The sequence below is a fragment of the Microcystis sp. M_QC_C_20170808_M9Col genome, assembly GCF_007095495.1.
Taxonomy (GTDB): domain Bacteria; phylum Cyanobacteriota; class Cyanobacteriia; order Cyanobacteriales; family Microcystaceae; genus Microcystis; species Microcystis aeruginosa.
Genome location: NZ_SFBZ01000149.1, coordinates 1 through 7,223 on the forward strand (window position 1 = coordinate 1; position 7,223 = coordinate 7,223).

The 7,223-nt window shown below is 44.9% G+C and carries 5 protein-coding genes and 1 pseudogene; 4 read left to right on the plus strand and 2 right to left on the minus strand.

Going from position 1 to position 7,223, the window contains the following annotated elements:
• Positions 1 to 151: 151 nt before the first annotated feature.
• Together EWV68_RS08965 and EWV68_RS08970 are read left to right on the plus strand one after the other, a co-directional pair.
• Positions 152 to 268 (plus strand): annotated as a pseudogene (locus EWV68_RS08965) (helix-turn-helix domain-containing protein); the annotation flags it as partial.
• Positions 269 to 537: 269 nt separating this feature from the next.
• Positions 538 to 924 carry a hypothetical protein gene (locus EWV68_RS08970; protein ID WP_002799133.1) on the plus strand — a complete coding sequence of 129 codons (387 nt, stop codon included), beginning with the start codon at positions 538 to 540 and terminating at the stop codon, positions 922 to 924.
• A 91-nt stretch (positions 925 to 1,015) separates the two neighbouring features.
• On the opposite strand, the gene EWV68_RS08975 is transcribed toward EWV68_RS08970, so the two are convergent.
• Complete coding sequence (locus tag EWV68_RS08975) at positions 1,016 to 1,774, minus strand: GAF domain-containing protein (protein ID WP_061430162.1); 759 nt, start codon at positions 1,772 to 1,774, stop codon at positions 1,016 to 1,018.
• 236 nt (positions 1,775 to 2,010) lie between these two features.
• On the opposite strand from EWV68_RS08975, the gene lnt reads away from it, so the two are divergent.
• Together lnt and EWV68_RS08985 are read left to right on the plus strand one after the other, a co-directional pair.
• Complete coding sequence (lnt, locus tag EWV68_RS08980; protein ID WP_287169545.1) at positions 2,011 to 3,537, plus strand: apolipoprotein N-acyltransferase; 1,527 nt, start codon at positions 2,011 to 2,013, stop codon at positions 3,535 to 3,537.
• A 59-nt stretch (positions 3,538 to 3,596) separates the two neighbouring features.
• The gene (locus tag EWV68_RS08985) at positions 3,597 to 3,839 is read left to right on the plus strand and encodes a DUF8620 family protein (RefSeq protein WP_012265697.1); all 243 of its coding nucleotides are present in this window, start codon (positions 3,597 to 3,599) and stop codon (positions 3,837 to 3,839) included.
• Between the two features lie 354 nt (positions 3,840 to 4,193).
• Here the strand turns inward: EWV68_RS08985 and EWV68_RS08990 are convergent, their stop codons facing one another.
• A complete protein-coding gene (locus EWV68_RS08990; protein ID WP_287169546.1) occupies positions 4,194 to 6,581 on the minus strand; it encodes an ATP-dependent Clp protease ATP-binding subunit in 2,388 nt (795 codons plus the stop codon).
• Positions 6,582 to 7,223: the final 642 nt, after the last annotated feature.

Below are 7,223 nucleotides of genomic sequence, written 5' to 3' on the forward strand. Positions count from 1 at the left end.
TGGAACGAAATCGAGGCTTTTAAAGACTGCGTACATGGAGAATTAAAACAAGAATTACCCTCGAAAAGCCTATTTTTACACTAAGTATTTATGCTCATTGCAAAGGTGAGATGCTCCCCGCATTTACAGGATATATGCCAGAAGGTCAGGTATGGGGAAAGCCGATCGCTACCGATTTTACCCAACACCAGAACAAGAGTCGCTATTGCGGCGCACCTTGGGCGGTGTAAGATTAGTTGACAATAAAGCTCTCCATGTCAGAACACAGAGAAATCACAGCGAAGGGGTTTTAGTTGAATTTCCCCATTTCCCCATTTTCCCAGTCCTGGTGGCGACCTGATGACCAGAGGGGGGTAAATCTGTTAAGGCAGCCGCGAAACCAGGCAAGGGACCCCAAACAGAAACCCAAATCGTCAGGTTTGGAAATCACCGTCCGGCCCTGGCGGTGAGGATGTCAACTTTTTGGTGCCAGGGTCAAGACTTGTTAAGATCGATCAAGCCGCTCGCTCAAATTTATCACTCCTGTGGCTCTCATTTATGGTAATCGACTTTCTGCCCTTCACTATCAATATTTCCCCGGCCTTTATTGCCGGTAGCTGTCTCTGGTCTTTAGCATTGTATCTGGGGTTAGCTGGGGTGCGAAATTGGTTTATAGAAATTTTCTATGGCTGGTTTAATTTTGCCGAGCGTTTCCTCTATACTTCCCTAGAGGAGTTTGAAAAAACTCGCGTCGCCAGAGAATCCCAAAATGCTTTTTATGCCTCTATCTTTAGTATTATTCCCTTTCTCATTCTCGGCGGTTTCTCCGATTGGTTAATCGAGATTAGTTTAGGAAAAAGTTGGCCGATTAGTGTCGGTATTCTCGCCTGTGTTGCCTGTGGTGTCTATGAATTAGGACGGCAGGACGGCAGCGGTAATCAGTAAACAACAACCAATTAAGCTGTTAACTATCTCAATTACTTCTTAGGACTGCACAGGGGTGGCAGGTTAATAGGTTTTAACCCTTGACTAGCGCTCAATCTTTTCCTTCCAGACGATTTTTATGTTTATTAAGGGTCTTTTGTAGTAAATTCAAAACCTCATTAGCAATCTCAATAACTTGATGGGTTCCAAAACCGGCCTGAGTTAATTCTTTAAAAAAAGCCTTAGCGACAATTTTGGCTAATTTCGGGGGATAAGGAGGGACAGCGATCAAATGTTCGGACTGAATTTCTGCTATTTCTCTAGTCACTGCCATCGCCACAAAACGAGATTTTAACATCCCTTGCAAATGAAAAATTTGCAGGGATTGGGCAGCCTGTTGAGCGAATAACTGCAAGATTTCTAAATCTAATGGTTCAAAATGTTTTTTGTCTAGGGGAAAACTGAGATTAATTACTCCAATTACCTGCTGATTCAGAATAATCGGTACGGATATAAAACTATTATTATTTGATTTTTTGGGATAACGGGCTGCACTGGAAAATGGCGATCGAGTGATATCCTTAATTAGTAAAGGTTTTCCTGTGACCGCTACACTGTCGGCAATAACTTGATCGAGTTTAATTATTTCTTGATCAGCCAAAGGTGATAGATCATCATAATGGGCAAAAACTTCTAGATAATCGGTAATTTCCCCTTTTGATTCCTGTGGAGAGCTTAACATAATTGAACAGTGCCGCGCTCGCAATTGATGAGCGCTCATACTAGCTATTTTCCGAAAAATATCTTCGAGATTTTCCTCGACATTCAAGACAAGAGCCAGAGCGGTTAATTTGGGGTTAAAATTATCCATGTATTCAATCACTTATTCAGTCCGAGTTTAGGCTTTCAGGGTGAGGGTGACATTCCTCATCTCCTTGTTTGTCTGAGTCTATAGCTTGCCATAGCATCTCACGGAAGGGCTTTTTTACTCGCTAACTGATCTATTGTAGATGTAGCCAAAACTTCTGTATGTCTCTTGTGTTTTGTCTTCCCTCTAGCTACTCTGATCTAGTAGGTCAGAGGAGTTTAACCTGACTGGAGTGAAAGATGGTGCGTTTTCTCTGGGCAATTTTGGCCGGTGTGGGGATGGGGTTAACAGTAGCACCGGTTTCTTGGTGGTTACTCGCTTGGATTTCTCTAGTCCCCCTGTGGATTGTTGTGAGATTAGCGGAAAAATCCCTAAAAAAACAGCTTTTATACGGTTTTGGTTGGGGTTTTGCCTACCATGGCCTCGCTTTATTCTGGATCACGGGAATTCACCCGATGACGTGGATGGGTGTCCCCTGGTTAGCGAGTTTGTTAATTGCCCTGTTTTGTTGGTTGTTTATTACTTTTTGGGGAACGGCGATCGTGCTAACTTGGACGTTAGTCATGTTTTATGTCAACAAAAGTGTTAATCAGTCATCTTTTCGGGATGCCCTCCTACGGGTTTTCATCGGCACTGCCCTCTGGTGTGGGTTAGAATCTCTCTGGAGTCAATCCCCTCTCTGGTGGACTACCCTTGCTTATAGTCAAAGTCCCCATAATTTATTGATTCTGCAATTGGGCAAATTATCGGGTTTTACGACGGTAACGGCGGCAATTGTGGCAGTTAACGGTTTAATCGCCGAAAGCTTGCTCCTAATCCGTCAATCGCGGCAAAATCTCGCTTTTCTCTCTTTACCCCTCCTCATTTGTTTTAGCCTCCATCTCTGGGGATGGAACACATACCATAAACCGATCGAAAAGTCAAGGGATTTAGGGATAAAAATTGGCGTCATTCAGGGCAATATTGCCAACACGATTAAACTTTCGCCCCTAGGATTTCAAAAGGCGCTCGAAGGTTACACCTCTGGTTATCAAATTCTCGCCGATCGAGGAGTAGATGCCGTCTTAACTCCTGAAACGGCCTTACCCTACTATTGGGAGAACTTAGTCAATAATAGCTCGATTTATTCGGCAATTTTAGCCAAAAAAACGCCGCTCTGGTTGGGTGCATTTGGCAAGGTGGACAAGGGTTATAACAATAGTCTCTTGACCATTGATGGCGAGGGACAGGTGATTAGTCGGTATGATAAAGTAATTCTCGTGCCTTTAGGCGAATACGTTCCTTTTCAGGAAATTTTGGGCGGAATTGTTGATCGCCTTTCTCCCTTGCAAGCGCACTTAATCCCGGGAGATCCCGCTCAAATTATTGACAGTCCTTTCGGTCAAATAATTGTGGGCATTTGTTACGAGTCGGCTTTTTCCGAACATTTTCGCCGTCAAACTGCTAGGGGAGGCGAATTTATTATTACTGCTTCTAATAACGCCCATTATAGCCACGCCATGCCCGCTCAACACCATGCTCAGGATACCATGCGAGCGATCGAAACCGATCGATGGATGGCCCGGGCCACCAATACAGGTTATTCTGCTTTTGTCGATCCCCACGGTAATCACCTTTGGCTATCGGATTTAGATAAATATCAAATCCATAGCGAAACAATTTATCGACGGGATACGAGAACTTTATATGTGCGCTGGGGAGATTGGTTAACTAAAGTTTTAATCATTACTGCCGGACTAGCTTGGCTCTGGAGAGCTTGGGATTAAGGTGACAGTGCTATACTTTTTCGTGAATAAACTGTTAAATAACCTAAGTTTTTAAGGCAATGAAAGAGCAATTTGTCAAGTGGTTGAATAGAATCTTAATATTTGATGTGTTTTTAGTAATAGCGGGCTTTCTCTGGTTTGCCGTGGCTGTTATCGGTGAATCCACGGGAATTCCCCTAGGATTTAAACTTTTTCAGCGTCTTTGGCTGCCCCTATTCAATCCTGCTATTAGTATTTTAATTGCGGGGGCGATTTTAAGCTGGGCAATTAATCAAATTCAAGAACGCTGGTTCCCTAAATAGGGCTGGCTGAATAAAGCTAAAAACCTTGCTGGATAAGACTTTTAGCCTTTTTTGAAATCCAAAAGTACCAGATATGGGAGTGATCAGGGGGAAATTCAGCTACTTTTTCCCTGAAAATTAGGTAATTTACCCCCTCAAAATCGGTAAAACCCCAACCCCCCCGATGTCGGGGGGGTTGGGGGGCCACACCCTGCTTCTAGGAAAAACTTTTTCAGCAGACCCTATTTAATCCTAGTTCAGATTCTTGACCTTCGTAGCGAGATGATTCCCGCTCCCCTAGAAGTTATTTTTCCTAGATGATAAAAGTCGGGGTTGAAAAATGTTCAACCCCGAAAAAAGCAATTTTTGAGGGGATTAACCCACCGGTTGTAACTGTAATTGCGAGAGAATATCGCTTTGCTCAGAGCGCTGATGACTAGAGACTGTCACCACAGCTTCAGCAGTTACATCTAATATCGCATGGTCTCCAGAATTGACTTTTCCCGATAACATCGCGACCGCTAAACTATCCTCTAAGCGTCGAGTTAAAGCACGACGTAAAGGCCGCGCACCGTAGCTAGGATCATAACCCTCATTGATGACCAAATCCTTAAAAGCGGCGGTAACTTCCACAGAAATGCCTTTTTCTGTCAATTGTTTGGCTAGATCCGCGATCAGAATATCGGCAATCTGGGTAACTTCTTCGCGAGTTAACTGTCGGAAAACAATGATTTCATCGAGACGGTTGAGAAATTCGGGACGGAAATATTGTTTTAACTCCTCTGTCACCCGATTAGAAATCTGTTGGTAGCGCGATTGAGCAAAATCGTCAGCAATCTCGAATCCTAAGCTATTACCGCCTTTTTCGATGACTTTTGAGCCAATATTCGAGGTCATGATAATTAGGGTATTCTTAAAGTCCACCCGACGACCTTGGGAATCGGTCAAATGACCATCTTCTAACAGTTGCAGGAGAAGATTAAAAACATCGGGATGTGCTTTCTCGATTTCGTCAAACAAGACCACTCTATAGGGTTGACGACGCACTGCTTCCGTTAACTGACCGCCTTCATTGTAACCGATGTATCCGGGAGGCGCACCAATTAATTTAGAAACCGTGTGGGATTCCATAAATTCCGACATATCTAGGCGAATCATACTGGATTCCGAGCCAAAGAGCAACTTAGCTAAGGCTTTCGTTAATTCAGTTTTACCGACTCCCGTGGGACCGGCAAAAATAAACGAGGCAATCGGACGGTTAGGATTCTTTAAATTTACTCGCGCTCGACGAATAGCACGAGAAACGGCATTTACTGCCTCCTGTTGGCCAATAATCCGCTCGTGCAGTTGACATTCCAGATTTAAGAGCGATTCCGACTCAGTTTCAGTTAATTGGCTAACGGGAATACCTGTCCAAGCGGCGACAATTTGGGCAATTTCCTCCGCATCCACCACTGGAATTAAAGATTCGGGGTTAATTAGGGGTGATTCTTCCCTAACCTCCGCAGGACTTGTACTTTGCAGGGAATAGCGTAGATGGGTGCGGGATCCCGCTTCATCGAGAAGATCGATCGCTTTGTCCGGTAAAAAGCGATCATTGATATAGCGAGAGGATAGATTAACGGCAGCTTCGATCGCTTTTTGATCGTATTTTACCTGATGGAAATCCTCGTAGGTGGCTTTTAAACCGCGTAAAATCTCGATCGCCTGCTCTTTAGTCGGTTCTCCCACCATAACTGGCTGAAAACGTCTTTCTAGAGCCGCATCTCGCTCAATATGCCGTTTATACTCATCGAGAGTTGTTGCCCCTAAACACTGTAACTCCCCGCGAGCTAAAGCAGGTTTAAGCAAGTTAGAAGCATCCATGGCTCCTCCCATGCTACCAGCACCCACAAGAGTGTGAATTTCATCAATAAACAGGATAATATTGCCCGATTTGCGAACTTCCTCCACAATTCCCTTTAAACGTTCCTCAAAATCGCCGCGAAAACGGGTTCCCGCCAGTAAAGACCCCATATCGAGGGCAATTACCTGTTTATCCTGCAAAAGATCGGGAATATCGCCATTATGGATGCGTTGTGCTAACCCTTCAGCGATCGCTGTTTTCCCCACCCCCGGCGCACCGAGTAAAATCGGGTTACTTTTGGTACGACGGCCTAAAATTTGGACAACTCGCTCGATTTCTGGCTCTCTACCGATTACAGGGTCAATTTTGCCATTTTTGACCTCTTGGCTTAAATTGCGACTATATTGGGATAAAATCCCGTCTTGGGGAGCATTTTTCTGGTCTTTATAATCACCCATTCCCGTTAAGCGACCACTAGCGACTTTTTCCCCGGCATTTTTAATTAAAAGGCCGCGAAGTTTGATCAAATCAACACCCTGCATAATTAAAATTTTAGCGGCTAGGGATTCGGGATCGCTGGTGATAGCGAGTAATAGATGTTCAGGTGCGATCGCATTTTCCCCTAATTGTCGAGCTTCCTGAAATGCTTGCTCGAACATCTTTTTCGCTTTCGGGGTAAAAGGGATATTAACGGGACTGTAACCCGTGCCGCGGCCGGTCATTCCTTCAATCAGGCGGCGACTTTCGTGCAGGGTAACTTTTAAATCCTTGAGAATTAAGGCTGCGGTGGCGGTGGCTTCTCCTATCAATCCTAACAGTAAATGCTCCGTACCCACGACACTGTGACCGGTACGACGGGCTTCCTCTTGGGCGAACATCACCGCTTTGATAGCTTTCTGGTTAAAGTATTCAAACATGATCTACGGCTTCCTGGCTACTGGGCTTTACCTGTTACTGTAACGTTTTCTTTACATTAGCCGGAAGGGGGATATCCGTATCAGTAGGGTGGGTTAGGGGACAGGAGTAGGGAGTAGGGGCAATTCATGAATTATGAATTATGAAGTGGGGTGATGGGGGAGTGGGGAGACCACTTCGTGCGCGTTGCGGGGGGAGACCACTTCGTGCGCGTTGCGGGGGGAGACCACTTCGTGCGCCTTGCGGGGGGAGATGATCGTAACGAATTTGCAGGTTCAGCCGGAAATATGGGGAAACTTGCCAATATTTCGCCAATCGAAGGGCGGTACTCCCAGTAATTTCTGGGCGACCGTTGAAGATCTCATTAATCCGATTGATGTACCATATAACTGAGAAGGTAAGGATTGAAAAGGCTGCCAGCCAAGTTTTTTCGAGCCGAAGGTGGGTCGGAGCCAGTCAAAGATTGTTGGACGATACCAGAACGGGAAGGAACACAACTGCGAACTATCTGGGAAATCGGCTTAATTAGGGCTTGCTGAATAAATCTAAAAACCTTGTTGGGTAAGACTTTTAGACTTTTTGTCAATCAAAAAGTACCAGATATGGGAGTGGTCGGGGGGAAAATCCCTGGACTTTTTCCCTGA